Here is a 24,287-nt window from a genome sequence, read left to right as displayed (position 1 = left end):
GGAGGGTCTTTGTCTATTACTTATATAAATAGATTTGAATAATTTTCAGAAAATTACTGATAATTCATCTTATTTTGTGAAATTTGGAGCATCTGCTTATAAAATAGGTAAGTAAATAGATCAGGTTATCTCTGCTTTACGTTGAGAAGCTAATATGGATCATATTGATGTAAATTGGGAGCTTGGGCATATTATGCAAATAATGGTTATATGTCTAAAGATAATTATAAAGCATACAATTTTTGTATTTATCGTTGAAAAAATATTGATCTTGTTTCAGGGAATGAAAGCTATATTTCTGATGTATTTGTTGGGCTTGCAGAGTTATATAAAAAAGGTATTCCTCAATCTCCTATAAAATTTTATCTTTCTTATACGTCTAGCTTTTATATGTTACGCCTAGCTTTTAGATGTAAGGTGCAATGGATTATGGAAAGGAATCCTAAAGCTCTCATTACTACTTAGGAAAAATATTTTTAAAGGGTAAAGGATAAGGAGAAAAGTTTTACACAAGCAATAAGATGGTTTCAGTTTTCAATAAAGAAAGGTAGCTCTCCTGCTCAAGATATACTTAAAAACATGCTTTTTCAGTCAAGAAAAGAAGTTTTCGGTGTGGCAATGTTAACTGCAGTATATGGAAAAGCTCTAATATAAAATACCAAAATTGAAGATCTATTCTTTGCAAGAGTGCGCTTTTGCCATTTATGATGGATTTAAGTGACATAAAAATATTTTTAAAATAACAATTCTCGAATATATATATGACATTTCTTAGATATCTGAATCTCACAGGTCAGTCTTATTATATCTAAATCTACATCAGAAATGGCTTTGTTGGTTATAATCTAGTAGCTAATGGCTGAGGATTTTAGACAAAAATTCTCGCACACGTGGTGTTCTGGCTTGTGGATCAGAAAAGAAATCTTTAGATAGACAGTCTTCAATAATTCTTCCTTGATCCATAAAAATAACACGCTCTGATACTTTTTGAGCAAATCCCATTTCGTGGGTTACACAAATCATTGTCATACCTTCTTCTGCTAATCCGATCATAACATCTAGCACTTCACCTACCATTTCAGGATCTAAAGCAGATGTTGGCTCATCAAAAAGCATAACGAGTGGATTCATGGTTAAGGCACGCGCAATAGCGACACGTTGTTGTTGACCTCCAGACAGTTCACCAGGATATTTATCTTTATGTTCAATGAGTCCAACACGTTCAAGATATAACAAACCATGTTCAAGTGCTTCTTTTTTGCTACGCTTTAGAACTTTGATTTGTGCAATCGTTAAATTTTCTGTAACAGATAAATGTGGGAAAAGCTCAAAGTGTTGAAATACCATTCCTACGTGGCTGCGTAATTTAGATAAATTAGTTTGCTTTGAATGAACTGGTATTCCATTAATCCAAATTTCACCTTTTTGGAAAGGTACCAAAGCATTAATAGTTTTTATAAAGGTTGATTTACCTGATCCGGACGGTCCACAAACTACAACAACTTCTCCCTTATTGATATTAGCTGTACAATTTTTAAGAATATTAATTTCGCCATACCAGTTAGAAACATTTTTTATTTCGATCATATGAGTAGACATTTTTTTTCCTGTTAGCGAATAATAGATATTTTTTTCTGTAAATACAAAACTATTTGCGACAGTGTAAAGCAAATAACAAAATAGAAAATGGCTGCCAAGATATAAGCTTCTTGCTTCACACCAAAATTGTTAGCAACAATATCAAAACCATTTAAAAGGCTATTACCACTAATTGCATAAACAAGAGTTGTATCCTGAAAAAGTATAATGACTTGTGTTAAAAAGACTGGAAGCATGTCTCTAAGTGCTTGAGGAAGGATTATAATGTACATATTTTGCCAATATGTCATTCCAAGAGCCTGTCCTGCATATTTTTGTCCTTGTGAAACTGAATTTATTCCAGCGCGCATAATTTCAGCAAAATAAGCAGTTTCAAATGCGGTAAATGTAATTAATGCTGATTTATTGGCACCGATTGATGTACCAGTCAAGAAAGGTAGAAGGACAAAAAACCATAAGATAACCATAACAAGCGGTATTGAGCGCATAGCGGTTATATAAATTATTGCAAGTAAGGAGATTAGTTTAATAGAAGAAAGTCGCATCATTGCCAATAGTGTGCCAAAAATAAATCCAAATACTGTGGCAAATAGAGTTAGGCAGATACTAAAAAGCAATCCTGACAGAATATAAGAACAGAATATATCAAAAGTAAAAAATGAAAAATCAAAGTCTGAAAAATTGAAAGGAAAGTGAGATCCAAACTGAGATTCTATGAAATCTATCATATTTAACGTCCCTCTGTTTGAAAATTAGGAATTTTGAGCATTTGTTCAATTACTGTCATAATTATAAATACACATAAAGCTATTAAAATATAAAGAATTGTAACAAGAAGATAATTTTCGTAGACATGACTTACTTCTTCAATCGTTTGATATTGAAATTGCATTAGCTCATTTATTGAAACAGCGAACGCTATAGACGAATTTTTTATAATACTCATTGCTTCTGAAGTAAGTGGAGGCATAATTGTGCGCATAGCGCGTGGTAATATGATATAGCGATAGCTTTGATAGGTAGTAAATCCCATTGCCATCGCTGCATAACGCTGACCAGAAGGGATAGCTTCAATACCTGAACGAATCTGCTCCGCGATACGTGCAGATGTAAAAAAACCTAAAGCACATGTTACTAGTAAAATGGGTGGAAAATTTATTGCAGGTGGGTAAATTTTAGGCACAACAAAATACCATAAAAATACTTGTATAAGTAGAGGGATATTACGCATAACCTCTACCCAAATACCACCAACAATACGAAATGAGCAAAAAATTATGGAAGTATTTGGTAAAGTGCGCATTGTTCCAATAATAACACCAAAAAATACAGCCAAGATTAGCGAAGAAATAGATAATATAATTGTATTTTTTAAGCTATCGAGTAGTGTATCTAAATAGGTATGACTTATACCGGGAGTTCCCAAGCATCCAGCTATTAATGTTTGATTAAGATCATCCGTACAAAGGAAAGAAAAGTCCATTAATTAATATTTCCTAAATTTTATCATTCGAAAAAAAGCACTAAATCAGCTATATTTTCACATATGCTGAATTTATTGAAAAATGAACCCAAAATAACCACACTCAATTTTCAAAAAGTGCGGCTATCTTTTTAATTCTCCAAATTATTTTCTGTATAATCTTCTCGAGGCTTATTATTAGGATGTTCCCAAGCATATTTTGTTGATTTAGATAAAGGGAGGTTAAGAACAGTATTTGCAGGCGGAATCGGTTTCATAAACCATTTATCATAAAGTTTTTTCAGTGATTCATCTTTTATTTGGCGCATGATACTATCGTTAATTGCTTGTTCAAAGTTTTTATCATTTGATCGGAGCATGCAGGCGATTGGTTCAACTGAAAGTACAATATCAAGAATGATGTAGTCAGATGGATTTTTTGATTTAGCAATAAGTCCAGCAAGAATTGAGGTGTCCATGACAAACGCATCTGCACGGCCAGATTCTAATAATAAGAAGCTATCTCCATGATCTTTTCCTTTTACGACTTTAAAGTCAATGTTTTTTGCACGTTTATTTCTACGGATCAGCTGTACAGATGTTGTGCCAGTAGTAGTTGCAATTGTTTTTCCTTTTAAATCATCAAGGGATTTAATGTTGGAATCTTTCTTCACGGCAATTCGAACATCTTCGATGTAAGTAGTATAAGAAAATGCTGCTTCTTTGCTGCGGGAAATATCATTTGTTGTTGAGCCACATTCAAAATCATAAGTATTATTTTTTAGAAGGGGAATTCTATTTTGTGATGTGATGGGAAGATAATGAATTTTAATTGGTCTACCAATTTTTTTTGAAATATCAGCGATGATATGCTCTGCCATTTCTGTGTGGAATCCTACATATTTTCCATTGCCGAGAGCATAAGCTAGCCCAGATGATTCGCGAACACCTAGAGTAATCTCCCCCGTCGTTTTAATTTTCTCAAGTGTATCATTTCCAGCATTTACGATATCTGTTAGCCCAACGGCAATTATTGTAATAAATATTAATAACGATTGTTTCATTTTTTCCTCCATATATCATGATCTTATTTTTTTTATTGCTTATGGTATACTGCTATGTACTGTGCAACATATTTATTCTTAGAGATGAGATATTTTACTATTCTAATGAACTGAGCAGTGTATTTCCTTAGCTGAAATTAAGGTAGATCCAAACGGGAGTATGATCTGATGGTTTTTGGTATCCTCTCACCTCTGTTTGACTATAAGCGTAGATAAGTTGATCAACAGCTTCTGGTGATAATAGCAAATGATCAATGCGAATACCATTATTTTTGAGCCATGCGTTGGCTTGAAAATCCCAAAAACTAAATGAAGAAGTATCGGTGACATTACGGATGGCATCATAAAAACCTAAATTAACAATGCGTTGGAATGCTTGTCTTGTTTGTGGAATAAATAAGGCATCATTATACCATTTTTGAGGTTTTTTTGCATCCAACGGAGTAGGGATGACATTATAATCACCAGCTAAGACAAGAGGCTCTTCGTATGACAGCAATAATTTTGCATGTGTATACAGTCTTTCCATCCATTCCATTTTGTAAGAGTATTTTTCGCTGTCAACGGGATTACCATTTGGAAGATAAAGAGATGCAACTCGGATAACTCCTTTATTTGTTGAATAAACTGCCTCAATGTAACGTGTTTGTTTATCGTTGTTGTTGCCTGGTAATTGGCGGATAACTTCATCAGGAGTTTTTTTAGAGAGAATTGCGACACCATTGAAGCTTTTTTGTCCGTGCGTTTCTATATGATAGCCTAAATTTTCAATTGCATCGCGTGGAAAGTTTTCATTGGTACTTTTAATTTCTTGTAGACAAATTATATCAGGTTGATTTTGCTGTAGCCATTTACATAATGTTTCATGTCGTGCTTTTATTCCGGCAATATTCCACGTTACTATTTTCATGGTATTCATCTTAATTAAATATCACTTTGCAGTGAAATTAAGTTATTTTGTTAAAAGATTATAGAGAAAGCCCTAATATATTGCAGTTCTTTATTGTTGTGTAAGGGATATTAGTATGGTAATCTTAGTTTATCAAGAATTCCTGTAAAAGCTAAATTAAAGTATTACAATGTCAGTTTATTTTTATTTTTACACACTTTCTGATGTTTAGTTCTTGACGAATGTATGTGTTCTCGTTATTAGAGGCTATCGCAACCGATGTAAGAATGATTAGTGTTTAAGGAGTTGATTCCGGTAATCATTTCAAACAGGGTTTGTTTTAGGAAATTAAAAGCGAATGCCAGTGCAAGAGGCTGTTGCCTTCTCTGCTTGTAGTCGGGTAAGCTGTTTGTAGCAGTCCTGCCCGATTTTGTGTGTGAGCTTAAGTGTTTATTCTGATTGTGTCAGGATAGATAGAAATAGAAAAAGCCCAAATTGGGTGAGACGAACGTAGATTAAAAAGAGGAAGGTTACATGCCTACCGTAAATCAGTTGATTCGCAAACCGCGTATTGTACCGGTTAAGCGCAATAAGGTTCCTGCTCTTCAGGCGAATCCGCAAAAGCGTGGTGTTTGCACTCGTGTTTATACGACAACGCCTAAGAAGCCAAATTCTGCTCTTCGTAAAGTTGCTAAAGTTCGTTTAACGAATGGATTTGAAGTAATTGGTTATATTCCCGGAGAGGGGCATAATCTTCAAGAACACTCTGTTGTTATGATTCGTGGTGGTCGTGTGAAGGATTTGCCAGGAGTTCGTTATCACATTATTCGCGGCTTGCTTGATACACAGGGTGTAAAAAATCGTAAACAGCGTCGTTCAAAATATGGCGCAAAACGTCCAAAATAATATTGAAAGACAGAATCAATGTCCCGTCGTCATAGAGCAGAAAAGCGTGAAATCAATCCAGATCCCAAATTTGGCGATTTAGTTATTACAAAGTTTATGAATGCCATTATGTTTGATGGTAAAAAGTCAGTTGCTGAGCGCATTGTTTATTGCGCGCTTGATGTTGTAGAAAGTAAAGTGAAGTCAGATCCTGTAGCTTTATTTCATCAAGCATTGGAAAATGTTGCTCCTCATATTGAGGTTCGTTCACGTCGTGTTGGTGGTGCTACTTATCAAGTTCCGATAGAGGTTCGTCCTGATCGCCGTCAGGCTCTTGCTATTCGTTGGTTGATTGCAGCAGCGCGTGGGCGCAATGAAACGACAATGATTGATCGTCTTTCTGGTGAGTTAGTGGATGCAGCTAATAATCGCGGTTCTGCAGTAAAGAAGCGGGAGGATGTTCATCGTATGGCCGAAGCTAATCGTGCATTCTCTCATTATCGCTGGTAAGGTGTGTTAAAAAACTAAGGCAATTGTAAATGGCTCGCGAATATAAAATTGAAGATTATCGTAATTTTGGTATTATGGCGCATATTGATGCTGGTAAGACCACTATGACTGAGCGTATTTTATTTTATACTGGGAAAAATCATAAAATTGGTGAAACCCATGATGGTGCTTCTACAATGGATTGGATGGAGCAGGAACAGGAGCGAGGTATTACGATTACATCTGCTGCGACAACAACCTTTTGGGAAGGGCGGGATGGTCGGAAGCGACGCTTTAATATTATTGATACGCCAGGACATGTTGATTTTACAATTGAGGTTGAGCGTTCTTTGCGTGTTCTTGATGGTGCAATAGCATTATTAGATGCTAACGCTGGTGTGGAACCTCAAACCGAGACTGTTTGGCGGCAAGCTGAAAAATATCATGTACCGCGCATGGTTTTCGTCAATAAGATGGATAAGATAGGTGCTGATTTCTATCGTAGTGTGGAGATGGTTGGTTCACGATTGGGAGCTAAGGCATTAGTTTTGCAGTTACCAATCGGTGCTGAAAATGATTTTGAAGGTGTCGTTGATCTTGTTGAAATGAGAGCGTTGAGATGGGATGGTTCTATTGGAGCTGCAGCAGTAGTGGGTGAAATTCCTTCTGATTTAAAAGAGCAAGCAGAAGAGTATCGTGAAAAATTAATTGAGATGGCAGTTGAAGTTGATGAAGCTGCAACGGAGGCTTATTTAGAGGGTGTGATGCCAACTAATGAGCAGCTTATTGCTCTCATTCGTAAAGGGACAATTGAGGTTCAGTTTCATCCGGTTCTTTGTGGTACTGCTTTTAAGAATAAAGGGGTTCAGCCGCTTTTAGATGCTGTTGTTTCTTATCTTCCTTCTCCAGTTGATGTTCCAGCGATTAGTGGTATTGATGTAAAGACTGAAGTTGAAACGACACGTGAGTCTTCAGATGATGCTCCACTTTCTATGCTTGCTTTTAAAATTATGAATGATCCTTTTGTTGGATCATTGACTTTCTGTCGTATTTACTCTGGTAAAGTCCAAAAAGGTATTTCTCTTGAGAATACTGTAAAAAGAAAAAGGGAGCGTTTAGGGCGTATGTTGCAAATGCATTCAAATTCTCGTGAAGATATTGAAGAAGCATTTGCAGGTGATATCGTTGCTCTTGCGGGACTTAAAGAAACAACGACTGGTGATACTCTTTGTGATCCTTTAAAACCTGTTATTTTAGAACGGATGGAATTTCCTGAACCTGTTATTGAAATTGCAATTGAGCCAAAGACAAAGGCAGATCAGGAGAAAATGGGTATTGCGCTCAGTCGTTTGGCGGCAGAGGATCCTTCATTTCGTGTTAAATCAGATGAAGAATCAGGTCAAACAATTATAGCTGGTATGGGTGAACTTCACCTTGATATTATTGTTGATCGTATGCGTCGTGAATTTAAAGTTGAGGCCAATGTAGGGCAACCTCAGGTTGCTTATCGTGAATCAATTACGAAAACTGCAGAAATTGATTACACTCATAAAAAACAATCTGGTGGTGCTGGGCAATTTGCTCGTGTAAAAATTATTTTTGAACCTCATGAAGGTGATGATTTTCTGTTTGAGTCAAAAATTGTTGGTGGTGCTGTCCCTAAAGAATATATTCCAGGGGTTCAAAAGGGGATTGAGAGTGTTATGGGATCGGGGCCTCTTGCAGGTTTTCCTATGCTTGGTGTAAAAGCTACCTTAATTGATGGTGGTTATCATGACGTTGACTCATCTGTTTTAGCTTTTGAAATTGCTGCCCGTGCAGCTTTTCGAGATGGCGCAAAAAAGGCTGGTGCGCAGCTTCTTGAGCCAATTATGAAAGTAGAAGTTGTTACACCGGAAGATTATGTTGGCGATGTTATTGGTGATTTGAATTCTCGTCGAGGTCAAATTTCAGGAACTGAGGCGCGGGGCATAGCAACAGTTGTGAATGCAATGGTTCCTTTGGCAAATATGTTTGGTTATGTAAATACTCTTCGTTCAATGAGTCAAGGGCGTGCTCAATATACAATGCAGTTTGATCATTATGAACCTGTCCCTTCGGCTGTTGCTTTGGAGATTCAAAAGAAATACGCGTAATTTTAAATTACATAATTAATTTTTAACTTAGTTCTTGGTTTGAACAGAAAATGGAGAGCTCAAATGGCAAAGAGCAAATTTGAACGCACGAAGCCGCATGTTAATATAGGTACGATTGGTCATGTTGATCATGGGAAGACTTCATTAACAGCAGCGATTACGAAATATTTTGGTGAATTTAAAGCATATGATCAAATTGATGCAGCTCCTGAGGAGCGTGCGCGTGGGATTACTATTTCTACGGCACACGTTGAATATGAAACAGAGAGCCGGCATTATGCGCATGTTGATTGCCCAGGACATGCAGATTATGTAAAGAATATGATCACAGGTGCAGCGCAGATGGATGGTGCGATTTTGGTTGTTTCTGCTGCGGATGGCCCGATGCCACAGACACGAGAGCATATTTTGCTAGCACGTCAAGTAGGTGTTCCTGCGATTGTTGTTTTTCTTAATAAGGTTGATCAAGTTGATGATGCTGAGCTTTTAGAGCTTGTTGAGCTTGAAGTTCGTGAGCTTTTATCAAAGTATGATTTTCCAGGAGATGATATCCCAATAGTTAAAGGTTCTGCGTTAGCGGCACTTGAAGATACAGATAAGAGCATTGGTGAAGATGCGGTTCGTCTTTTGATGAGTGAAGTTGATAATTATATACCAACTCCAGAGCGTCCAGTTGATCAACCATTTTTGATGCCGATTGAGGATGTTTTTTCGATTTCAGGTCGTGGAACTGTTGTTACTGGTCGTGTTGAGCGTGGTGTTATTAAAGTTGGTGAGGAAATCGAGATTATTGGTATTCGTCCAACTTCTAAGACAACAGTTACAGGGGTTGAAATGTTCCGCAAGCTTTTGGATCAAGGGCAAGCAGGCGATAATATTGGTGCATTACTTCGTGGTGTTGATCGTGATGGAATTGAACGTGGTCAAGTTTTAGCGAAGCCTGGTTCAGTTACTCCGCATACTAAATTTAAAGCAGAGGCTTATATTTTGACAAAAGATGAGGGTGGTCGTCACACTCCATTTTTTACAAATTATCGTCCTCAATTTTATTTCCGTACTACAGATGTGACTGGAATTGTTATACTTCCAGAAGGTACTGAGATGGTTATGCCTGGTGATAATGTTGCTATGGATGTTTCTTTAATTGTTCCAATTGCAATGGAGGAAAAGCTTCGTTTTGCTATTCGTGAAGGTGGTCGTACCGTCGGTGCAGGTATCGTCTCTAAGATCATTGAGTAAATAATAATTGTTGAAGAATGCCTTTGTTGTTAGAGATATTTCGCATAACAAGGAAATAAAGAGAATGAATAGTCAAAATATCCGCATTCGCTTGAAAGCGTTTGACCATAGAATCCTTGATGCGTCGACACGTGAAATTGTGTCGACTGCTAAGCGTACTGGTGCTAGTATCCGTGGTCCAATTCCGCTTCCAACGCGGATTGAAAAATTTACGGTTAATCGTGGGCCGCATATCGATAAGAAGAGCCGTGAGCAGTTTGAGATGCGTACACATAAGCGTCTTCTTGATATTGTTGATCCAACACCGCAGACAGTAGATGCTCTTATGAAGCTTGATCTTTCTGCTGGTGTGGATGTTGAGATTAAGCTCTGAGGTTTGAAGATAGAAGGAACAAATCTGATGCGTTCAGGTGTAATAGCACAGAAGCTAGGCATGACCCGTATTTATAATGATGCTGGCGAGCATGTACCGGTAACAGTACTTCGTTTGGAAAATTGTCAAGTCATTGCTCAGCGTACAGTTGAAAAAAATGGTTATACTGCTGTTCAGTTAGGCGTGGGATTCGCTAAAGTTAAAAATGTTTCGCAAGCTCTTCGTGGACATTTTGCTAAAGCTTCGGTTGAACCTAAAGCGAAAATAGTGGAATTTCGTGTTAGCCCCGATAATCTTCTTGATATTGGTACCGAAATTACAGCAGAACATTTTGTTCCAGGACAAAGAGTTGATGTAACAGGCACAAGTATTGGTAAAGGCTTTGCTGGTGTTATAAAACGGCATAATTTTGGTGGACATCGTGCTTCACATGGTAATTCGATCACACATCGCGCTCATGGTTCAACGGGTCAATGTCAAGATCCGGGTAAAGTGTTTAAGGGTAAAAAGATGGCTGGTCATATGGGGCAGGTACGTGTGACAACGCAAAATATTGAAGTTGTTTCTACAGATGTTGAGCGTGGTTTAATTTTAGTGCGTGGTGCTGTTTCTGGCTCTAAAGGGGCTTGGATTTTGGTGCGGGATGCTATAAAGAAACGTCTTCCTGATAATGCACCAAGACCTGCTGGTATTCGCCGTTCTGTAAAGGAGAAAGCAGAAATGGTTGCTCCGATAGCGGAAGTTGCTGAATCTAAAGGAGCCGAATAATGGATCTTATAGTTAAAACTCTAGATGGCAATGAAGTTGATACATTAAAGGTTTCCGAAAGCATTTTCGGTCTTGTTCCGCGTGAAGATATTTTGCAACGGGTTGTTCGTTGGCAGTTGGCGCGTCGTCAACAAGGAACGCATCAATCACGGGGGCGGTCTGATATATCACGGACTGGAGCAAAGATGTTTAAGCAAAAAGGAACTGGACGCGCTCGGCATTCATCTGCTCGCGCACCACAGTTCCGAGGTGGTGGTAAGGCGCATGGTCCGGTAGCACGTAGTCATATGCACAATCTTCCAAAAAAAATTCGTTCTCTTGGATTATGTCTTGCTTTGTCAACAAAATTAAAGGCAAACAATTTAATTATAGTTGACGAGTTGAGCATTAAGAATGCTAAAACTAAATTGCTTGCTTCCAATTTTTCTAAGATTGGGTTTGATAACGCTCTATTAGTTGGTGGAAGAGAGATTGATATTAATTTTTCTCGTGCAGCATCCAATATCCCTAATATTGATATTTTGCCAATTCAAGGAATTAATGTGTATGATATTTTGCGTCGCAGCAAACTTGTTTTATCAAAAGCAGCTGTTGAGGCTCTTGAGGAGCGTTTTAAATGACAGATCTTCGTCATTATGATATAATTGTTAGTCCAATTATTACTGAGAAGTCGACTATGATTTCTGAATATAATCAAGTTGCTTTTAATGTTTCGTTAAAAGTAACGAAGCCTGAAATTAAGGCTGCTGTTGAAGCGCTTTTTGGTGTTAAGGTGAAAGCAGTAAATACGATAATTCGTAAGGGAAAAGTAAAGCGTTTCAAAGGTATCATTGGTCGGCAGAGTGATGTTAAGAAAGCGATAGTAACATTAGCTCATGGTCAGTCTATCGACGTTTCAACAGGTCTTTAAAAAGCTCGGAGATAAGAATAATGGCACTTAAGTACTTTAATCCGACTACACCAGGGCAACGTCAGCTTGTTACGGTAGATCGTTCTTGTCTTTATAAAGGTAAGTCTGTAAAAGCATTAACTGAGGGGCTATCATCAAAAGGTGGACGTAATAATCGTGGTCGAGTTACTGCTCGTTTTCAGGGTGGAAGGCATAAGCGTAGTTATAGGCTTATTGATTTTAAGCGTCTTAAGCGTAATATGTCTGCGAAAGTTGAGCGTTTAGAATATGATCCTAATCGCACTGCTTTTATCGCGTTAATTCGCTATGAAGATGGGCAATTAAGTTATATCCTTGCACCACAACGTCTTGATGTTGGTGATTCTGTTATTGCTGGTTCAAATATTGATGTTAAGCCAGGAAATGCGATGCCACTTAATAATATGCCTGTAGGTACGATTATTCATAATGTTGAAATGAAGCCGGGGAAAGGTGGTCAGATTGCACGTTCAGCTGGTGCTTATGCACAGTTGGTTGGACGAGATCAAGGAATGGCTATTCTTCGTCTTAATTCTGGTGAACAGCGTTTAGTGTCTAGTAGTTGTTTTGCAACTGTTGGTGCAGTTTCAAATCCTGATCATGGAAACATCAATGATGGTAAGGCAGGTCGATCGCGTTGGCGTGGAAAGCGTCCACATGTTCGTGGTGTTGCCATGAATCCAGTTGATCATCCACATGGTGGTGGTGAGGGTCGTACATCAGGGGGGCGTCATCCAGTATCCCCTTGGGGTAAGCCTACAAAGGGTAAGCGTACACGCTCTAATAAAGCCACTGATAAGTTTATTATGCGTACACGGCATCAACGCAAGAAATGAGAAAGGTAGTCTGAAATGGTTCGTTCGGTTTGGAAAGGTCCGTTTGTTGACGGTTATCTTCTTGGAAAGGCCGAGAAAGTACGCGCAAGTGGGCGCAATGAAGTTATAAAAATATGGAGTCGTCGCTCTACTATTTTACCACAATTTGTCGGTTTGACTTTTGGTGTTTATAACGGCAATAAGCATATTCCTGTTTCTGTTTCTGAAGAGATGGTTGGGCATAAATTTGGTGAGTTTGCTCCCACTCGAACTTATTATGGGCATGGTGCAGATAAGAAAGCGAAGAGGAAGTAGAAATGGGAAAAGCTAAGGTTCCGCGCCAGTTGAAAGATAATGAAGCTAAGGCTGTTTCTAAGACGATTCATGTTAGTCCTCAAAAGCTTAATTTAGTTGCTGCAATGATTCGTGGTAAAAAAATTAATGTAGCATTAGCTGATTTAACGTTTTCACGTAAACGTATCGCTGGAACAGTTAAAAAAACCCTTGAATCAGCAATTGCAAATGCAGAAAATAACCATGATCTCGATATTGATTCGTTAATTGTTGCAGAAGCTTATGTTGGTAAATCGATAGTGATGAAACGTTTTCATGTTCGTGGTCGTGGTCGTACTAGTCGAATTGAACGTCCGTTTTCACATCTTACTATTGTTGTTCGTGAAGTTACCGAAGAAGTGGAGGCTACATAATGGGTCAGAAGATCAATCCAATAGGGCTGCGTCTTGGAGTTAATCGAACTTGGGATTCACGTTGGTACGCTAATAGTGGTGAATATGGGCGCCTTCTTCATGAAGATTTTAAAATTCGTTTATATGTTCTTGAAGAATTAAAGCAGGCGGCTATTTCTAAGGTTGTTATTGAGCGTCCTCATAAAAAATGTCGTATAACAATCCATTCGGCACGCCCTGGTCTTATTATTGGTAAAAAAGGTGCCGATATTGAAAAGCTTCGTAATAAACTTTCAAAGATGACGAATGCTGAAACTTCATTAAATATTGTAGAAATTCGTAAACCAGAAATTGATGCAACAATTATTGCTCAGTCAATTGCTCAGCAGCTTGAGCGTCGTGTTGCTTTTCGACGTGCAATGAAGCGGGCAGTTCAATCGGCTATGCGTCTTGGAGCAGAAGGCATTCGTATTAATTGTTCTGGTCGTCTTGGTGGTGCTGAAATTGCTCGTATGGAGTGGTATCGTGAAGGTCGTGTTCCTCTTCATACTTTGCGTGCTGATGTTGATTATGGTACAGCAGAAGCTAAGACTGCTTATGGTATTTGTGGTGTTAAAGTTTGGGTTTTTAAGGGTGAAATTCTTCAACATGATCCAATGGCTTCAGAGCGTCGCGCTACAGAAACTGATCATTCTGGTTCTTCATTGAATCGTCGCCGTGAAAATGCTTAATTTTTGTAGTTGAACTAAAATTTGGAGTAGAGAGCAATGTTGCAGCCAAAGCGCACAAAGTTCCGTAAGCAATTTAAAGGTCGTATTCACGGTACTTCGAAAGGTGGTACGGATTTAAATTTCGGTGCTTATGGTCTGAAAGCTATTGAGCCAGAGCGTATCACGGCTCGTCAAATTGAAGCAGCACGTCGTGCAATTACGCGTTATATGAAGCGTTCTGGTCGTGTATGGATTCGTATTTTTCCGGATGTTCCGGTTACATCTAAACCCACTGAAGTTCGGATGGGTAAAGGTAAAGGAAGTGTTGATTATTGGGCAACTCGTGTTGCGCCTGGGCGCGTCATGTTTGAGCTTGACGGGATACCTGAAGATGTGGCACGTGAAGCACTGAGATTAGGTGCTGCAAAATTACCTATTAAGACGCGTTTCATCCAGCGTATTGCTGAATAAAGAGGTTAAGCGATGAAAGCTATAAAATTACAGGAGCAAACGCTCGACCAAATGAAAGATGAATTGGCTAAATTAAAGAAAGAGCAGTTTAATTTGCGCTTTCAGAAAGCGACTGGTCAATTAGAAAAGACTTCACGTATTAGACAAGTTCGTCGTAATATTGCACGTGTTAGAACTTTTCTTCACCAGAAGATAAATGAAAGTAAGGCTTAAGGAAGTAAAAGATGCCTAAACGCGTTTTGCAGGGTGTTGTCGTTAGTGACAAAAGTGATAAAACTGTTGTTGTCAAAGTGGAGCGTCGTTATTCTCATCCACTTCTCAAAAAGACTGTTCGGCAGTCTAAGAAGTATAAGGCGCATGACGAATACAATCAGTTTAAGATTGGGGATCAGATTTCTATTCAGGAATCTAAACCAATTTCGAAAGATAAACGTTGGATTGTTGTTAAAGACAGTGTAACGTGATTAGCTGGGGTTATTGTTTTAAAATTTAACAATGGTTATCTTTTCATTGGTAAATTTAAAAGTGATAGCTTTATTCATTGTTTGGCAGGCAAGTCCGGATATGTTAGAAACATGACCGGACATAAACGTTAAGAAAAGGTGGCCAGTCATGATTCAGATGCAAACAAACCTCGACGTTGCAGATAATTCGGGTGCTCGTCGTGTCATGTGCATCAAGGTATTGGGCGGTTCAAAGCGGAAGTATGCTTCGGTCGGCGATATTATTGTTGTTTCGGTTAAGGATGCTATTCCTCGCGGCCGTGTTAAAAAAGGTGATGTAATGAAAGCTGTGGTAGTTCGTACAGCTAAGGATATTCGTCGCACAGATGGTAGTGTTATTCGTTTTGATAGCAATGCTGCTGTTTTAGTGGATAATAAGAGAGAGCCGATTGGTACACGTATCTTTGGGCCGGTTCCTCGTGAGCTTCGTGGTAAGAATCATATGAAAATCATCTCTCTTGCTCCTGAAGTGTTATAAGGAGCGGATGTTATGCAAAAGATTCGAAAAGGCGATAAAGTTGTGGTCTTATCTGGTAAAGATAAAGGGTGTCGTGGTGAAGTAATTAAAGTGAATCCGAAGGAAAATAGTGCTTTTGTTCGCGGAGTTAATATGATTAAGCGTCATCAGCGACAAACACAAAAGCAAGAGGCTGGAATTATTTCCAAAGAAGCTCCGATTCATTTGTCTAATTTAGCGATTGCTGATCCTAAAGATGGTAAGCCTACACGTGTAGGTTTTCGTGTGAATGCAGATGGTAATAAGGTTCGTTTTGCCAAGCGTTCGGGAGAGTTGATTAATGGCTGAAGAAAAACAAAAGCCACGTATGAAGATGCATTATTTTGAAGTAGTTCGTAAAGCTCTTCAAGAGAAATTTAACTATAAAAATGAAATGCAAATTCCGCGTGTTGATAAAATTGTGATTAATATGGGGATTGGTGAAGCAACTGCTGACTCAAAGAAACCGTCTATTGCAGCTGAAGATTTGGCATTGATAACAGGTCAGAAAGCTGTTGTTACGCGTGCACGTAATTCTATTGCGACTTTTAAGGTTCGTGAAGGAATGCCGCTTGGAGCTAAAGTTACACTGCGTAAAGATCGCATGTTTGAATTTTTGGATCGTCTTGTTACGATTGCACTTCCGCGGGTTCGTGACTTTCGTGGTTTGAATCCGAAAAGCTTTGATGGTCGTGGTAATTTTGCTATGGGTATCAAGGAACACATTGTGTTTCCAGAAGTGAACTATGATAAAGTTGATCAAATTTGGGGAATGGATATTATTGTTTGTACGACAGCAAATACAGATGATGAGGCACGTGAATTATTACGCGCTTTTAATTTTCCGTTTCGTTCGTAACAGCAAACGTAGTGAGGTAAGGTTATGGCCAAAGTAAGTGCTGTTGAAAAAAATAAACATCGTGGTGTGATGATAAAACGTTATGCTGCACGTCGTGAACGCTTGAAAGCGATAGTTATGGATCAGAAAGTTTCTATTGAAGAGCGTTTTAAAGCTTCTGTTCAGTTGGCAAAATTACCGCGTAATTCTGCAAAAGTTCGTTTTCGTAATCGCTGTGAAGTTTCAGGTCGTCCTCGAGCTTATTATCGAAAATTAAAAATGTCGCGGATTGCATTGCGTGAACTCGGTTCTCTGGGTCACATTCCTGGTATTATTAAATCTAGTTGGTAAGAGGAGATTAATCAATGTCTGTGTCAGATCCTCTTGGTGATATGTTAACACGTATTCGTAATGCGCTTTATCGTAAAAAAGGTAAAGTGGTCACACCTGCTTCAAAGCTTCGTGCACGTGTTCTTGATGTTCTTCAATCAGAAGGTTATATCCGTGGGTATAATCAGGTTAATTTTGGTAATGGGAAGTCTGAAATTGAAATAGAGTTGAAATATTTTGAAAGATCAGCTGCTATTCGTGAGATTTCACGTGTTTCAAAACCTGGTCGTCGTGTGTATGTTTCTGCTAAATTTATTCCCCAAGTAGCAAATGGTCTTGGTATTTCAATTTTATCGACTCCTAAAGGAGTGATGGCAGATCATGAAGCACGTGAACAAAATGTTGGTGGAGAGCTTCTTTGTCGTGTTTTCTGAATGATTATTTATCGTGTTTTCTGTCTGAATACTTATAAGAAAACAGAAAAAATAGGTTAGAATAATGTCTCGTATTGGAAAAAAGCCCATTTCAGTTCCTTCTGGAGTTATCGCTACTGTTGAAGGTCAAATAGTTAAGGCAAAGGGGCCAAAAGGTGAATTGAGTTACACCGTTAATGATGAAGTCTTGGTTAAGTTTGAAGAGAATGCTGTATCAGTTACACCACGAGATCAATCAAAAGATGCTCGCTCTAAATGGGGTATGTCACGCTCAATGATTGAAAATATTTTTTGTGGGGTGAAAGATGGTTTTGAGAAAAAGCTTGAGATTAATGGTGTTGGTTATCGTGCTGCTATGCAAGGGAAAGATATTCAGCTATCGTTAGGTTTTTCGCATGATGTTGTTTATAAAGTGCCAGCAGGTGTTACTGTAACGGTTCCAAAGCCAACGGAAATTATTGTTTTTGGAATTGATAAGCAGCAGGTTGGGCAAGTTGCGGCAGAAATTCGAGAATATCGTAGACCTGAGCCTTATAAAGGTAAAGGTGTTAAGCATGCAGATGAGCGTATCTTCCGTAAAGAAGGTAAAAAGAAGTAAGGATTTTGTACCATGGTTTCATCTAAAGACATTATCCAGCGTCGTGCAAGGCGTGTTCGTCGTCGGATTAAAATGGTTTCTAACGATCGTCCACGGCTTAGTGTTTATCGTTCAAATCAGAACATCTATGCTCAGATTATTGATGATTTACATGGATGTACGCTTGTTTCTGCATCTACTCTTGAAGGTGATTTAAAAAAATCTTTAAAGAATGGTGCTGATAAAAAAGCTGCTTTTGCTGTTGGAAAATTAATTGCTGAACGCGCTAAGAAAGCTGGTGTTAGTGAAGTAGTTTTTGATCGTGGTGCATATGTTTATCATGGTAGAGTAAAGGCTTTAGCTGAGGCTGCTCGTGAAGGTGGTTTGAATTTTTAAAGTGTTTTATTTAGGAATTTTTAGGGCGTTTCATGTAAGTTCTTTTTATTTTGTATTGGAACTTTGTTAACGTGCTTCCGGAAAAGAAAAAGGAATGAGGAATGGCACAAAAAGAGCGTAGTGAGCGTGATGAACGTGACGGTGAATTTATCGATAGGCTTGTTCATATCAATCGTGTTGCTAAGGTTGTAAAGGGTGGTCGGCGTTTTGGTTTTGCTGCTCTTGTTGTTGTTGGAGATCAAAAAGGACATGTCGGTTTTGGTCATGGCAAAGCGCGTGAAGTACCTGAGGCAGTTCGTAAAGCTACAGAATCTGCAAAGCGTGGAATGATTTATGTACCGCTTAGGTCTGGTCGTACATTACATCATGATCTTGAAGGTCGTCATGGAGCTGGTCGTGTTTTGTTGCGATCAGCTGCAGCTGGTACTGGTATTATTGCTGGGGGGCCGATGCGCGCTATTTTTGAAACTCTTGGTATGCAGGATGTTGTTGCAAAATCACTGGGATCGTCAAATCCTTATAACATGGTGCGTGCAACTTTTGATGCATTAAAGAATCAAATGCATCCTAAAGATATTGCAGCTCGGCGTGGTATTAAGTATTCAACTTTGCAGGCGCGTCGTCAGCATTTAGTTGGTGCAGAAGGGTAATTTCTGAGATTATCAGAAAAGGAATTTTAAAATGGTTCAAAAAAAATCTCAGAATGGAAAGACTATCACAATAGAGCAGATTGGAAGTCCAATGCGGAACCCAAGGGTTCAGCGTGCAACGTTGAAAGGGCTTGGATTAAATAAAATGCATCGTCGTCGTACTTTAGAGGATACACTTTGTGTACGGGGTATGATTGCTAAAGTTCGGCATCTTGTTCGAGTTATAGATGAACGTTGAAGATTGCGGGAGTATAAGATATGAGACTCAATGGACTGCGTGATTGTGAAGGCGCAACAAAGAATCGTAAGCGTGTTGGACGTGGAATTGGTTCGGGTATTGGTAAAACAAGTTGTCGTGGTGTTAAAGGACAAAAATCGCGTTCTGGTGTTTCACTTAATGGTTTTGAAGGTGGGCAAATGCCTATTTATCGTCGTTTACCAAAGCGTGGATTTAGAAATTTTTTTGCTAAGAACTATAATGAAGTTTCACTAGGTCGTATTCAGTTGGCAATTGATGAAGGTAAATTGAATATTGCAAAAACAGTTGATATTGTTTCATTGAAAGAGGCTGGGATTATTCGTCGTTTAAAAGATGGAGTTCGTCTTCTTTCTGATGGTGAATTGAAAGACAAAATTACATTTAATGTTTCTGGTACTTCTGCGGCTGCTCGCATCAAGATTGAAAAAGCTGGTGGTCAAGTTATTTTTTCTGAAGTGGTTCAATAAATTTATTTTGATATGAATGGCGATATAAGAGGGGAGTATGTATATCTTTTATTAAAATGATTCTTTGCGGAGAGTGATTTGATTTTAACATTTGTTTTTGTATGACGATATAAATTTTTAAAGTTGTACTTCTGCGGTTTAAAGAATTGTAGTGTGAACTGGAGACGTTTTATGGCATCAGCAGCAGAGCAATTTGCTTCTAATATAAATTTCGGCACTTTTTCGCGTGCGACAGAATTAAAAAAACGCATTTGGTTTACTTTAGCTGCGCTCCTTGTGTATCGTTTTGGTACTTATATCTCTCTTCCTGGTATTAATATTGATGCTTTACGGCAAACATTTGAACATCATGCATCTGGTGTACTAGGGCTATTTAATATGTTTGCTGGTGGTGCAGTTGGACGCATGGCGGTTTTTGCGCTGGGAATTATGCCTTATATATCTGCATCAATCATTGTACAATTGCTAACTTCGATTATTCCTTCATTGGAATCTCTCAAAAAAGAAGGAGAATTGGGTCGTAAAATTATTAATCAATATACCCGATATGTAACGGTCATACTTGCAATTCTACAAGCTTTTGGTATTGCAGTTGCACTTGAAACTGGTATAGGAACAGGTCTTCAAATTGTTATAGAGCCAGGCTTTATGTTTCGTATTTCTTCTATTGTTACACTTGTTGGTGGGACAATGTTTTTAATGTGGCTTGGTGAACAGATCACATCACGCGGTGTTGGTAACGGAGTTTCCCTTATTATTTTTACAGGGATTGTGGCTAATTTTCCTTCTACTTTTGCTCAGCTTTTGACTGCTCATAGTCAAGCTGATTTATCGACTTTTTTATTGATAGGGATTGTTTTTATTACTGTTTTTGTTATCGGAATTATTGTTTTTGTGGAACGTGCGCAACGCCGAATCCTTATTCAGTATCCGAAACGTCAGATTGGTAACCAGATGTTTCAAGGAGATATGTCACATCTTCCTTTAAAACTAAATACTGCGGGTGTTATTCCGCCAATTTTTGCTTCATCTTTATTGTTGTTGCCTGCAACTGTTAATAATTTTTCTGACCAAATGCCGCATTGGATTCAGGCTATTTCTTATTCTCTTGGTCATGGCCAGCCACTTTATATGATTATTTATGCTATTTTAATGGCATTTTTTTGCTTTTTTTATACAGCTATTGTGTTTAATCCAAGCGATACAGCGGATCAATTAAAAAAGCATTCAGGTTTTATTCCAGGGATTCGTCCTGGTGAGCGTACAGCTGAATATATCGATTATGTTTTGACTCGTATTACTGTTGTGGGTGCAATTTATATTATTTTGATTTGTTTATTACCTGAGTTTATGATATCTGCATTACAAATTCCTTTTTATCTTGGGGGGACATCATTATTAATTGTTGTTACTGTTACGCTTGATACAGTTGTTCAAATTCAGGGACATCTTGTTGCGCATCAATATGAAGGATTGATTAAAAAATCAAAACTTCGTGGGGGTAGAAAGAATCGATGAGAATTATTCTTTTAGGTCCTCCTGGAGCTGGAAAGGGTACGCAGGCTAAAATATTAGCTGAGAGATATAGTATCCCTCAGTTATCGACGGGTGATATGCTGCGTGAGGTTGTTATCAAAGAGACAGAAATTGGCAAAAAAGCTAAAGCTATTATGGATTCTGGTAATTTAGTGTCTGATATAATTGTTAATCAAATTGTATCAGATCGTATCGATGAAAGAGATTGTGTGAATGGTTTTATATTGGATGGGTATCCGCGTACTGTAGGACAAGCAGAAGCTTTGCAACAAATTTTGCAATCGAAAAATATGTCGCTTGATGCTGTTATTAAATTAATTGTTGATGAAGATGTATTGATTGAGCGAATGAAAAAACGTGTTCAGGAAACAATAGCTGTTGGTGAAAAAGTTCGTTCAGATGATAATCTTGTTGCTTTTGCGAAACGGTTAGTAGAATATCATGAAAAAACAGAACCATTATCAAAATTTTATTCAGAAAAGGGGTTATTAAAAATAGTTGATGGTATGATTGGTGTTGCTGAAGTATCACGTATCATAAAGGAGTTTCTTAAATAAGGAATTTTTTTTAGAAATAAGTGAAAGGAGTTGACTTTTGCGGTAAAATCTATCAAAAGCTGCTGTAGTTAATTTCAGTAAGATGGCAGGCTTTGAAGCGCTTTTGCACAAGTCAGGTCTGTATTTTTATGTAAAGCGTATTAGGTATTTTATGGTTGATTGTCAACATAATTAAGGAGAATAGGCGTGGCTCGTATTGCTGGCGTCAATATCCCGACAGGTAAGCGTGTAGTTATTGCGCTTCAGTATATTCACGGGATTGGACAAAAATTTGCTCAAGAGATTACTAAAAAAGTTGGCATTCCTGCAGGGCGTCGTGTACATGAGCTTTCAGATGCAGAAGTGTTGCAGATTCGTGAAGCGATAGATCAGGATTATCAAGTTGAAGGTGATCTTCGCCGTGAAGTTGCGATGAATGTTAAGCGTTTAATGGATCTTGGTTGCTATCGTGGGTTGCGTCATCGCCGTTCTTTGCCTGTTCGTGGGCAACGTACTCATACAAATGCTCGTACACGTAAAGGTCCGGCTAAGGCAATTGCAGGCAAGAAAAAGTAATAATATTTGGAAAAAAGGGGGTTATTTTTTTAGATATTTTGTTTCTTGTTAAAGTTTTTTGTTAAAGTTTTTTTAATAAGAAGAAAAATAGGGTGGAGCTGCTGGTGTTACGGCAGTGGAGAGATTCATTTGAAAGGAAAACTATGGCCAAGGAAGCCACACGTATTCGTCGTCGTGAACGCAAAAATATTTCATCAGGTGTTGTGCATATAAATTCAACATTCAATAATACAATGATTACTATTACTGATGCTCAGGGAAATGCAATTGCTTGGTCGTCTGCAGGTGCTCAGGGATTTAAAGGTTCACGTAAGTCGACGCCCTTTGCGGCTCAAGTTGCAGCGGAAGATTGTGCTAAGAAAGCGCAAGAGCACGGTATGCGTTCATTGGAAGTTGAAGTTTGTGGTCCTGGAGCGGGTCGAGAGTCCGCTTTGCGTGCATTGCAATCTGTTGGTTTTATAATTACTTCCATTCGTGATGTAACACCGATCCCTCATAATGGATGTCGTCCACGAAAAAGGCGGCGTGTTTAATTGGGTGTTGTTTTTCGTTATCGGAGCCTTCTCTGATGTTCACATTGGCCGTCGCGATTGAATGGTGGCGGGACTAAAGAATGGGAATAAAAATATGATCCAGAAAAACTGGCAAGAGCTAATTAAACCCAATAAGGTTGAGTTTTATGCGCATGATAATCCAAATATTTTAAGTGTAGTAGCTGAGCCTCTTGAGCGTGGTTTTGGTTTAACGTTGGGGAATGCGCTTCGTCGTGTATTATTGTCATCGCTTCGTGGTGCTGCAGTTACTGCTGTGCAGATTGACGGTGTATTGCATGAATTTTCATCAATTCCAGGTGTCCGTGAAGATGTCACAGATATTATTCTGAATATTAAGGAAATCGCACTTCGTATGGAAGAGGAAGGGCCTAAACGTATCGTTGTTTGTAAAGAAGGGCCTGGTGTTGTTAAAGCTGGGGATATCAATACTGTTGGAGATATGGAAATTCTGAATCCAGAGCATATTATTTGTACTCTTGATGAAGGCGCGGAGATTCGTATGGAATTTATTGTCAATACAGGAAAGGGTTATGTTCCATCTGATCGTAATTGTGTTGATGATGCGCCAATAGGTTTTATTCCAGTTGATAGTCTTTATTCACCAATTCGTAAAGTATCTTATAAAGTAGAGAATACACGTGAAGGTCAAGTTCTGGATTATGATAAATTAACGCTAACAATTGAGACGAATGGTGCTGTTAATGGAGAGGATGCAGTTGCTTTTGCAGCGCGTATTCTTCAAGATCAATTATCATTATTTGTAAATTTTGAAGAACCGCAGAAAGAAATTGTTGAAGAATCTGTTTCTGAACTTGCTTTTAATCCTGCACTCCTCAAGAAAGTAGATGAGTTGGAACTTTCGGTTCGTTCAGCAAATTGTCTGAAGAATGATAATATTGTCTATATTGGTGATCTTATTCAAAAAACAGAATCTGAAATGCTTCGGACACCAAATTTTGGGCGGAAGTCATTAAATGAAATTAAGGAGGTTTTAGCGTGTATGGGATTGCATCTTGGTATGGAAATTCCTGCATGGCCACCTGAAAACATTGATGATCTTGCTAAACGCTATGAAGATCAGTATTAAATTAGGATTCAAGGAGAAGGCTCATGCGCCATAATAATTCAGGCCGTAAATTGAATCGGACTGCTAGCCACCGTAAAGCAATGTTTGCAAATATGGCAGTTTCATTGATTGAGCATGAACAAGTTGTAACAACATTGCCAAAAGCCAAGGAACTTCGTCCTATTGTTGAGAAGTTAGTTACACTAGGTAAGCGCGGGGATTTGCATGCACGTCGACAAGCAATTTCGGCTATTCGTGATGCTGGAAAAGTTGCGAAGTTGTTTGATAAAATTGCATTGCGTTATGCATCGCGTAATGGTGGATATTTGCGTATTATGAAGGCAGGCTTTCGTGCTGGTGATAATGCTCCTATGGCTGTTATAGAATTTGTTGATCGTGATGTCGATGCAAAGGGTTCTGTGGATCGTGCACGTATAGAAAGTGCAGTAAATGAGAAAGAAACTTCTTCATAAAGTATTTTCTTTTTTTTGATTTTAAAAAACCGTCTTTTTAGGGCGGTTTTTTTTTTAGAATTTTAGAGTAAATTTTATTTGAA

At 38.3% G+C, this 24,287-nt stretch carries 36 protein-coding genes; 31 read left to right on the top strand and 5 right to left on the bottom strand.

Annotation, left to right across the window (positions count from 1 at the left end; all coding sequences use genetic code 11):
• Nucleotides 1–852: 852 nt before the first annotated feature.
• The 5 genes from V4P56_RS03420 to xth form a co-directional block, all read right to left on the bottom strand.
• Nucleotides 853–1,599 (bottom strand): amino acid ABC transporter ATP-binding protein, encoded by a 747-nt coding sequence (locus V4P56_RS03420; RefSeq protein WP_455481558.1) that lies wholly within the window; start codon nucleotides 1,597–1,599, stop codon nucleotides 853–855.
• A gap of 11 nt (nucleotides 1,600–1,610) precedes the next feature.
• Nucleotides 1,611–2,327: an amino acid ABC transporter permease gene (locus V4P56_RS03415; protein WP_455481557.1), complete on the bottom strand. Its 717-nt coding sequence runs from the start codon at nucleotides 2,325–2,327 to the stop codon at nucleotides 1,611–1,613.
• 2 nt (nucleotides 2,328–2,329) lie between these two features.
• Nucleotides 2,330–3,082: an amino acid ABC transporter permease gene (locus V4P56_RS03410; RefSeq protein ID WP_455481556.1), complete on the bottom strand. Its 753-nt coding sequence runs from the start codon at nucleotides 3,080–3,082 to the stop codon at nucleotides 2,330–2,332.
• A 131-nt stretch (nucleotides 3,083–3,213) separates the two neighbouring features.
• On the bottom strand, nucleotides 3,214–4,125 hold the full coding sequence (locus V4P56_RS03405) for a transporter substrate-binding domain-containing protein (protein ID WP_455481555.1): 912 nt from the start codon (nucleotides 4,123–4,125) through the stop codon (nucleotides 3,214–3,216).
• A gap of 127 nt (nucleotides 4,126–4,252) precedes the next feature.
• Nucleotides 4,253–5,035, bottom strand: a complete 783-nt coding sequence (xth, locus tag V4P56_RS03400; RefSeq protein WP_455481554.1) for an exodeoxyribonuclease III — start codon at nucleotides 5,033–5,035, stop codon at nucleotides 4,253–4,255.
• Between the two features lie 513 nt (nucleotides 5,036–5,548).
• Here xth and rpsL point away from each other — a divergent pair.
• The 31 genes from rpsL (at nucleotide 5,549) to rplQ (ending at nucleotide 24,204) form a co-directional block, all read left to right on the top strand.
• Entirely contained in the window at nucleotides 5,549–5,920 is a 372-nt protein-coding gene (rpsL, locus tag V4P56_RS03395) for a 30S ribosomal protein S12 (RefSeq protein ID WP_455481553.1), read from the top strand.
• Between the two features lie 18 nt (nucleotides 5,921–5,938).
• Complete coding sequence (gene rpsG, locus V4P56_RS03390; RefSeq protein WP_455481552.1) at nucleotides 5,939–6,409, top strand: 30S ribosomal protein S7; 471 nt, start codon at nucleotides 5,939–5,941, stop codon at nucleotides 6,407–6,409.
• Between the two features lie 29 nt (nucleotides 6,410–6,438).
• On the top strand, nucleotides 6,439–8,523 hold the full coding sequence (fusA, locus tag V4P56_RS03385) for an elongation factor G (RefSeq protein WP_455481551.1): 2,085 nt from the start codon (nucleotides 6,439–6,441) through the stop codon (nucleotides 8,521–8,523).
• Between the two features lie 63 nt (nucleotides 8,524–8,586).
• On the top strand, nucleotides 8,587–9,762 hold the full coding sequence (gene tuf / locus V4P56_RS03380; protein ID WP_455481550.1) for an elongation factor Tu: 1,176 nt from the start codon (nucleotides 8,587–8,589) through the stop codon (nucleotides 9,760–9,762).
• Between the two features lie 64 nt (nucleotides 9,763–9,826).
• Nucleotides 9,827–10,135 carry a 30S ribosomal protein S10 gene (gene rpsJ, locus V4P56_RS03375; RefSeq protein WP_455481549.1) on the top strand — a complete coding sequence of 103 codons (309 nt, stop codon included), beginning with the start codon at nucleotides 9,827–9,829 and terminating at the stop codon, nucleotides 10,133–10,135.
• 27 nt (nucleotides 10,136–10,162) lie between these two features.
• The gene (rplC, locus tag V4P56_RS03370) at nucleotides 10,163–10,903 is read left to right on the top strand and encodes a 50S ribosomal protein L3 (RefSeq protein ID WP_455481548.1); all 741 of its coding nucleotides are present in this window, start codon (nucleotides 10,163–10,165) and stop codon (nucleotides 10,901–10,903) included.
• Nucleotides 10,903–11,523, top strand: a complete 621-nt coding sequence (gene rplD / locus V4P56_RS03365; RefSeq protein ID WP_455481547.1) for a 50S ribosomal protein L4 — start codon at nucleotides 10,903–10,905, stop codon at nucleotides 11,521–11,523. The genes rplC and rplD overlap by 1 nt, the downstream gene beginning before the upstream one ends.
• Nucleotides 11,520–11,813, top strand: coding sequence for a 50S ribosomal protein L23 (locus V4P56_RS03360; protein ID WP_455481546.1), 294 nt, complete (start codon nucleotides 11,520–11,522; stop codon nucleotides 11,811–11,813). The genes rplD and V4P56_RS03360 overlap by 4 nt, the downstream gene beginning before the upstream one ends.
• A gap of 20 nt (nucleotides 11,814–11,833) precedes the next feature.
• Nucleotides 11,834–12,667 carry a 50S ribosomal protein L2 gene (gene rplB, locus V4P56_RS03355; RefSeq protein WP_455481545.1) on the top strand — a complete coding sequence of 278 codons (834 nt, stop codon included), beginning with the start codon at nucleotides 11,834–11,836 and terminating at the stop codon, nucleotides 12,665–12,667.
• 15 nt (nucleotides 12,668–12,682) lie between these two features.
• Nucleotides 12,683–12,961: a 30S ribosomal protein S19 gene (rpsS, locus tag V4P56_RS03350; protein ID WP_004855734.1), complete on the top strand. Its 279-nt coding sequence runs from the start codon at nucleotides 12,683–12,685 to the stop codon at nucleotides 12,959–12,961.
• Nucleotides 12,962–12,963: 2 nt separating this feature from the next.
• Complete coding sequence (rplV, locus tag V4P56_RS03345; protein WP_455481544.1) at nucleotides 12,964–13,353, top strand: 50S ribosomal protein L22; 390 nt, start codon at nucleotides 12,964–12,966, stop codon at nucleotides 13,351–13,353.
• Entirely contained in the window at nucleotides 13,353–14,063 is a 711-nt protein-coding gene (gene rpsC, locus V4P56_RS03340; RefSeq protein ID WP_455481543.1) for a 30S ribosomal protein S3, read from the top strand. The genes rplV and rpsC overlap by 1 nt, the downstream gene beginning before the upstream one ends.
• Before the next feature lie 36 nt (nucleotides 14,064–14,099).
• Nucleotides 14,100–14,513 (top strand): 50S ribosomal protein L16, encoded by a 414-nt coding sequence (gene rplP, locus V4P56_RS03335; RefSeq protein ID WP_455481542.1) that lies wholly within the window; start codon nucleotides 14,100–14,102, stop codon nucleotides 14,511–14,513.
• 12 nt (nucleotides 14,514–14,525) lie between these two features.
• Complete coding sequence (gene rpmC / locus V4P56_RS03330) at nucleotides 14,526–14,726, top strand: 50S ribosomal protein L29 (protein ID WP_455481541.1); 201 nt, start codon at nucleotides 14,526–14,528, stop codon at nucleotides 14,724–14,726.
• Between the two features lie 11 nt (nucleotides 14,727–14,737).
• Complete coding sequence (rpsQ, locus tag V4P56_RS03325) at nucleotides 14,738–14,977, top strand: 30S ribosomal protein S17 (RefSeq protein WP_455481540.1); 240 nt, start codon at nucleotides 14,738–14,740, stop codon at nucleotides 14,975–14,977.
• 148 nt (nucleotides 14,978–15,125) lie between these two features.
• Nucleotides 15,126–15,494, top strand: coding sequence for a 50S ribosomal protein L14 (gene rplN / locus V4P56_RS03320; RefSeq protein ID WP_455481539.1), 369 nt, complete (start codon nucleotides 15,126–15,128; stop codon nucleotides 15,492–15,494).
• A 12-nt stretch (nucleotides 15,495–15,506) separates the two neighbouring features.
• On the top strand, nucleotides 15,507–15,821 hold the full coding sequence (gene rplX, locus V4P56_RS03315) for a 50S ribosomal protein L24 (RefSeq protein WP_455481538.1): 315 nt from the start codon (nucleotides 15,507–15,509) through the stop codon (nucleotides 15,819–15,821).
• Nucleotides 15,814–16,371, top strand: coding sequence for a 50S ribosomal protein L5 (gene rplE / locus V4P56_RS03310; protein ID WP_455481537.1), 558 nt, complete (start codon nucleotides 15,814–15,816; stop codon nucleotides 16,369–16,371). The genes rplX and rplE overlap by 8 nt, the downstream gene beginning before the upstream one ends.
• Before the next feature lie 24 nt (nucleotides 16,372–16,395).
• Complete coding sequence (gene rpsN, locus V4P56_RS03305) at nucleotides 16,396–16,701, top strand: 30S ribosomal protein S14 (protein WP_455481536.1); 306 nt, start codon at nucleotides 16,396–16,398, stop codon at nucleotides 16,699–16,701.
• A gap of 14 nt (nucleotides 16,702–16,715) precedes the next feature.
• Nucleotides 16,716–17,114, top strand: coding sequence for a 30S ribosomal protein S8 (gene rpsH / locus V4P56_RS03300; RefSeq protein ID WP_455481535.1), 399 nt, complete (start codon nucleotides 16,716–16,718; stop codon nucleotides 17,112–17,114).
• A gap of 64 nt (nucleotides 17,115–17,178) precedes the next feature.
• Nucleotides 17,179–17,712 carry a 50S ribosomal protein L6 gene (gene rplF, locus V4P56_RS03295; RefSeq protein ID WP_455481534.1) on the top strand — a complete coding sequence of 178 codons (534 nt, stop codon included), beginning with the start codon at nucleotides 17,179–17,181 and terminating at the stop codon, nucleotides 17,710–17,712.
• Between the two features lie 12 nt (nucleotides 17,713–17,724).
• Nucleotides 17,725–18,087 carry a 50S ribosomal protein L18 gene (gene rplR, locus V4P56_RS03290; protein WP_455481533.1) on the top strand — a complete coding sequence of 121 codons (363 nt, stop codon included), beginning with the start codon at nucleotides 17,725–17,727 and terminating at the stop codon, nucleotides 18,085–18,087.
• Between the two features lie 101 nt (nucleotides 18,088–18,188).
• On the top strand, nucleotides 18,189–18,737 hold the full coding sequence (gene rpsE / locus V4P56_RS03285) for a 30S ribosomal protein S5 (protein WP_455481532.1): 549 nt from the start codon (nucleotides 18,189–18,191) through the stop codon (nucleotides 18,735–18,737).
• 31 nt (nucleotides 18,738–18,768) lie between these two features.
• Nucleotides 18,769–18,975 carry a 50S ribosomal protein L30 gene (rpmD, locus tag V4P56_RS03280; RefSeq protein WP_455481531.1) on the top strand — a complete coding sequence of 69 codons (207 nt, stop codon included), beginning with the start codon at nucleotides 18,769–18,771 and terminating at the stop codon, nucleotides 18,973–18,975.
• 20 nt (nucleotides 18,976–18,995) lie between these two features.
• Entirely contained in the window at nucleotides 18,996–19,463 is a 468-nt protein-coding gene (gene rplO / locus V4P56_RS03275) for a 50S ribosomal protein L15 (protein ID WP_455481530.1), read from the top strand.
• A 171-nt stretch (nucleotides 19,464–19,634) separates the two neighbouring features.
• Entirely contained in the window at nucleotides 19,635–20,981 is a 1,347-nt protein-coding gene (gene secY, locus V4P56_RS03270; RefSeq protein WP_455482649.1) for a preprotein translocase subunit SecY, read from the top strand.
• On the top strand, nucleotides 20,978–21,556 hold the full coding sequence (locus tag V4P56_RS03265; RefSeq protein ID WP_455481529.1) for an adenylate kinase: 579 nt from the start codon (nucleotides 20,978–20,980) through the stop codon (nucleotides 21,554–21,556). The genes secY and V4P56_RS03265 overlap by 4 nt, the downstream gene beginning before the upstream one ends.
• A 186-nt stretch (nucleotides 21,557–21,742) precedes the next feature.
• Nucleotides 21,743–22,111, top strand: a complete 369-nt coding sequence (gene rpsM, locus V4P56_RS03260) for a 30S ribosomal protein S13 (RefSeq protein ID WP_455481528.1) — start codon at nucleotides 21,743–21,745, stop codon at nucleotides 22,109–22,111.
• A 143-nt stretch (nucleotides 22,112–22,254) separates the two neighbouring features.
• Nucleotides 22,255–22,644 carry a 30S ribosomal protein S11 gene (rpsK, locus tag V4P56_RS03255; protein ID WP_455481527.1) on the top strand — a complete coding sequence of 130 codons (390 nt, stop codon included), beginning with the start codon at nucleotides 22,255–22,257 and terminating at the stop codon, nucleotides 22,642–22,644.
• Between the two features lie 94 nt (nucleotides 22,645–22,738).
• Nucleotides 22,739–23,752 (top strand): DNA-directed RNA polymerase subunit alpha, encoded by a 1,014-nt coding sequence (locus tag V4P56_RS03250; protein ID WP_455481526.1) that lies wholly within the window; start codon nucleotides 22,739–22,741, stop codon nucleotides 23,750–23,752.
• 23 nt (nucleotides 23,753–23,775) lie between these two features.
• Nucleotides 23,776–24,204 (top strand): 50S ribosomal protein L17, encoded by a 429-nt coding sequence (rplQ, locus tag V4P56_RS03245; protein ID WP_455481525.1) that lies wholly within the window; start codon nucleotides 23,776–23,778, stop codon nucleotides 24,202–24,204.
• The last annotated feature ends 83 nt before the right edge of the window (nucleotides 24,205–24,287 follow it).

Source organism: Bartonella sp. B35(2025) (assembly GCF_053794465.1).
The sequence above is the reverse complement of the archived record's forward strand: the minus strand, read 5'-3'. Positions and strand labels throughout refer to the sequence as shown.

Bases quoted from the DNA above. Each gene is read 5' to 3' on its own strand.
- V4P56_RS03420 (WP_455481558.1), bottom strand. From the start codon at position 1,599: ATGTCTACTCATATGATCGAAATAAAAAATGTTTCTAACTGGTATGGC.
- V4P56_RS03415 (WP_455481557.1), bottom strand. From the start codon at position 2,327: ATGATAGATTTCATAGAATCTCAGTTTGGATCTCACTTTCCTTTCAAT.
- V4P56_RS03410 (WP_455481556.1), bottom strand. From the start codon at position 3,082: ATGGACTTTTCTTTCCTTTGTACGGATGATCTTAATCAAACATTAATA.
- V4P56_RS03405 (WP_455481555.1), bottom strand. From the start codon at position 4,125: ATGAAACAATCGTTATTAATATTTATTACAATAATTGCCGTTGGGCTA.
- xth (WP_455481554.1), bottom strand. From the start codon at position 5,035: ATGAAAATAGTAACGTGGAATATTGCCGGAATAAAAGCACGACATGAA.
- rpsL (WP_455481553.1), top strand. From the start codon at position 5,549: ATGCCTACCGTAAATCAGTTGATTCGCAAACCGCGTATTGTACCGGTT.
- rpsG (WP_455481552.1), top strand. From the start codon at position 5,939: ATGTCCCGTCGTCATAGAGCAGAAAAGCGTGAAATCAATCCAGATCCC.
- fusA (WP_455481551.1), top strand. From the start codon at position 6,439: ATGGCTCGCGAATATAAAATTGAAGATTATCGTAATTTTGGTATTATG.
- tuf (WP_455481550.1), top strand. From the start codon at position 8,587: ATGGCAAAGAGCAAATTTGAACGCACGAAGCCGCATGTTAATATAGGT.
- rpsJ (WP_455481549.1), top strand. From the start codon at position 9,827: ATGAATAGTCAAAATATCCGCATTCGCTTGAAAGCGTTTGACCATAGA.
- rplC (WP_455481548.1), top strand. From the start codon at position 10,163: ATGCGTTCAGGTGTAATAGCACAGAAGCTAGGCATGACCCGTATTTAT.
- rplD (WP_455481547.1), top strand. From the start codon at position 10,903: ATGGATCTTATAGTTAAAACTCTAGATGGCAATGAAGTTGATACATTA.
- V4P56_RS03360 (WP_455481546.1), top strand. From the start codon at position 11,520: ATGACAGATCTTCGTCATTATGATATAATTGTTAGTCCAATTATTACT.
- rplB (WP_455481545.1), top strand. From the start codon at position 11,834: ATGGCACTTAAGTACTTTAATCCGACTACACCAGGGCAACGTCAGCTT.
- rpsS (WP_004855734.1), top strand. From the start codon at position 12,683: ATGGTTCGTTCGGTTTGGAAAGGTCCGTTTGTTGACGGTTATCTTCTT.
- rplV (WP_455481544.1), top strand. From the start codon at position 12,964: ATGGGAAAAGCTAAGGTTCCGCGCCAGTTGAAAGATAATGAAGCTAAG.
- rpsC (WP_455481543.1), top strand. From the start codon at position 13,353: ATGGGTCAGAAGATCAATCCAATAGGGCTGCGTCTTGGAGTTAATCGA.
- rplP (WP_455481542.1), top strand. From the start codon at position 14,100: ATGTTGCAGCCAAAGCGCACAAAGTTCCGTAAGCAATTTAAAGGTCGT.
- rpmC (WP_455481541.1), top strand. From the start codon at position 14,526: ATGAAAGCTATAAAATTACAGGAGCAAACGCTCGACCAAATGAAAGAT.
- rpsQ (WP_455481540.1), top strand. From the start codon at position 14,738: ATGCCTAAACGCGTTTTGCAGGGTGTTGTCGTTAGTGACAAAAGTGAT.
- rplN (WP_455481539.1), top strand. From the start codon at position 15,126: ATGATTCAGATGCAAACAAACCTCGACGTTGCAGATAATTCGGGTGCT.
- rplX (WP_455481538.1), top strand. From the start codon at position 15,507: ATGCAAAAGATTCGAAAAGGCGATAAAGTTGTGGTCTTATCTGGTAAA.
- rplE (WP_455481537.1), top strand. From the start codon at position 15,814: ATGGCTGAAGAAAAACAAAAGCCACGTATGAAGATGCATTATTTTGAA.
- rpsN (WP_455481536.1), top strand. From the start codon at position 16,396: ATGGCCAAAGTAAGTGCTGTTGAAAAAAATAAACATCGTGGTGTGATG.
- rpsH (WP_455481535.1), top strand. From the start codon at position 16,716: ATGTCTGTGTCAGATCCTCTTGGTGATATGTTAACACGTATTCGTAAT.
- rplF (WP_455481534.1), top strand. From the start codon at position 17,179: ATGTCTCGTATTGGAAAAAAGCCCATTTCAGTTCCTTCTGGAGTTATC.
- rplR (WP_455481533.1), top strand. From the start codon at position 17,725: ATGGTTTCATCTAAAGACATTATCCAGCGTCGTGCAAGGCGTGTTCGT.
- rpsE (WP_455481532.1), top strand. From the start codon at position 18,189: ATGGCACAAAAAGAGCGTAGTGAGCGTGATGAACGTGACGGTGAATTT.
- rpmD (WP_455481531.1), top strand. From the start codon at position 18,769: ATGGTTCAAAAAAAATCTCAGAATGGAAAGACTATCACAATAGAGCAG.
- rplO (WP_455481530.1), top strand. From the start codon at position 18,996: ATGAGACTCAATGGACTGCGTGATTGTGAAGGCGCAACAAAGAATCGT.
- secY (WP_455482649.1), top strand. From the start codon at position 19,635: ATGGCATCAGCAGCAGAGCAATTTGCTTCTAATATAAATTTCGGCACT.
- V4P56_RS03265 (WP_455481529.1), top strand. From the start codon at position 20,978: ATGAGAATTATTCTTTTAGGTCCTCCTGGAGCTGGAAAGGGTACGCAG.
- rpsK (WP_455481527.1), top strand. From the start codon at position 22,255: ATGGCCAAGGAAGCCACACGTATTCGTCGTCGTGAACGCAAAAATATT.
- V4P56_RS03250 (WP_455481526.1), top strand. From the start codon at position 22,739: ATGATCCAGAAAAACTGGCAAGAGCTAATTAAACCCAATAAGGTTGAG.
- rplQ (WP_455481525.1), top strand. From the start codon at position 23,776: ATGCGCCATAATAATTCAGGCCGTAAATTGAATCGGACTGCTAGCCAC.